This window comes from Chitinophaga sp. (assembly GCF_035564935.1).
GTDB lineage: Bacteria > Bacteroidota > Bacteroidia > Chitinophagales > Chitinophagaceae > Chitinophaga.
This window is the reverse complement of sequence record NZ_DATMTE010000383.1, coordinates 1-1,997: the sequence shown is the minus strand read 5'-3', so window position 1 is coordinate 1,997 and position 1,997 is coordinate 1. Positions and strand designations below refer to the sequence as shown.

Genomic DNA, 1,997 nt, shown 5'->3' with positions numbered 1-1,997 from the left:
TCAGGGTAATCAGCGTAATCAGTTTAATCCTGAGTCAGACAAAATCCGCATCGCCGAAGGCGAGCATTTATTTCCCCGGCTTCACTACACTAATTTCATAGTAATTTCGTTAATTACATTGCGAATACATACTATGAAGAAAACCTCCCTGTTAATACTGTGTTGCCTGCTGGGCTTCGGGCTGCTGTTGCAAGCCCAGACTGTTACCTATGAAAATGCGCCTAAAAAAGCCAAAGCCAGTTTTGACCGCGCCATTGATGCCGTAAGAACTTACCAGACCAAAGCCGCTATCGGGTTCCTGCAGGAAGCTATTAAGGCGGCGCCCAATTTTACCGATGCATACGGGCAAATGGGTTTGTGCTACGTGGAGCTGAAAGATTATACAGCCGCCACCGCTGCTTTTGAAAAATTAAAACAGCTGGATAGCAGCGGATTACGTCCTGTGATGGTACCCTATTCAAAAGCAATGGCCGGAACGGGCAACTTCGTAGGGGCGTTACAGTTAATCAATCAATACATTGCGTCTATCAAGTCGAAAAGTGCCAATGCGGAAAAACTGAAAGTGAATTATGAGTTTGCCGTAAACAATGGGCGGCAGGCAGTACCATTCCATCCGGAAAACCTGGGCGACCCGGTAAACAGTAAAGATCCGGAATACTTCCCCTCATTAACCATCGATAGTAAAACACTGATCTTCACCAGGCGTGTAAATGGCCGCAACGAAGATTTCTATATTACGAACCGGGATAACAATCACTGGTCTGCTGCACAAAACATGGGTGAACCCGTAAATTCCTCTTTCAATGAAGGCGCACAAAACATTTCACAAGATGGTACCATGCTGGTATTCACAGGCTGCGAATTTCCGGAAGGCAAAGGCAGCTGCGATCTCTACTACTCGGAAAAGACAGCTTCAGGCTGGACCACTCCAAAGAATATGGGATCGCCCATTAATACACGCGACTGGGAATCACAACCCTGCCTCAGCGCCGACAAACAAACACTTTATTTTGCACGTGAAACACCAGATCATGGTGCAGATATATTTGTAACCAAACGGCAACCCAACGGCCAGTGGAGCGTACCGGAAAGGATGGGCCCCAACATCAATACCAACGGCAGGGAAACCACTCCCTTCATCCACGCAGACGGACAAACTCTGTACTTCGCCTCCGACGGACATCCCGGCTACGGCGGACTGGATATCTTTTATTCGCGGCGGCAACCCGACGGCAGCTGGGGACCAGCTACCAACCTGGGTTACCCCATCAATACCATAGATGAAGACGCATCGCTGGTAGTGGAGGCAAACGGGAAAACCGCCTACCTCGCCTCCGACCGCTCCGATACCCGCGGAGCACTTGATATTTACAGCTTTGAACTTTATCCCGAAGCACGCCCGCTGCAAACACTGTATGTTAAAGGCTATGTATACGACACGCTCACACATCAACGCTTAACCGCCAATATCGATATCACCGATCTGCAGGGAGGATACAATATTGCTACCGTTACCACCAATGAAAATGGCGACTACCTGGCCCCATTGCCCGTGGGAAAGGATTATGCCATGCACGTGAACAGGAAAGGATACCTTTTTTACTCAGATAACTTTTCACTGAAAGAACATAACCCAGGCATACCCTACGAAAAAAATATTCCATTACAACCACTGGCTGCCAATGCGAGCATTGTGCTGAATAATATTTTCTTCGACAGCAAACAATATAACCTGAAACCCGAATCTGTAACCGAGCTCAATAAACTGGTAAACCTTTTAAAGGATAACCCCGCCGTAAAAATTGAGATTTCGGGCTACACGGATAATGTAGGATCAGACAAAGACAATCAACTGCTTTCCCAGAACCGCGCGAAAGCAGTAGTGAACTACCTGTCTGAAAAAGGCATCACACCAGACAGGCTTACTGCCAAGGGTTACGGCGAAAACAACCCCGTGGCTACCAATGATACGGAAGAAGGAAGAGCCGCCAACAGGC

Annotated in this window: 1 protein-coding gene; it reads left to right on the top strand. The window is 47.9% G+C overall.

Annotation, left to right across the window (positions count from 1 at the left end; all coding sequences use genetic code 11):
- Positions 1 to 133: 133 nt before the first annotated feature.
- The coding region (locus tag VN105_RS10130; RefSeq protein WP_325640438.1) for an OmpA family protein at positions 134 to 1,997 on the top strand (1,864 nt) is incomplete at its 3' end.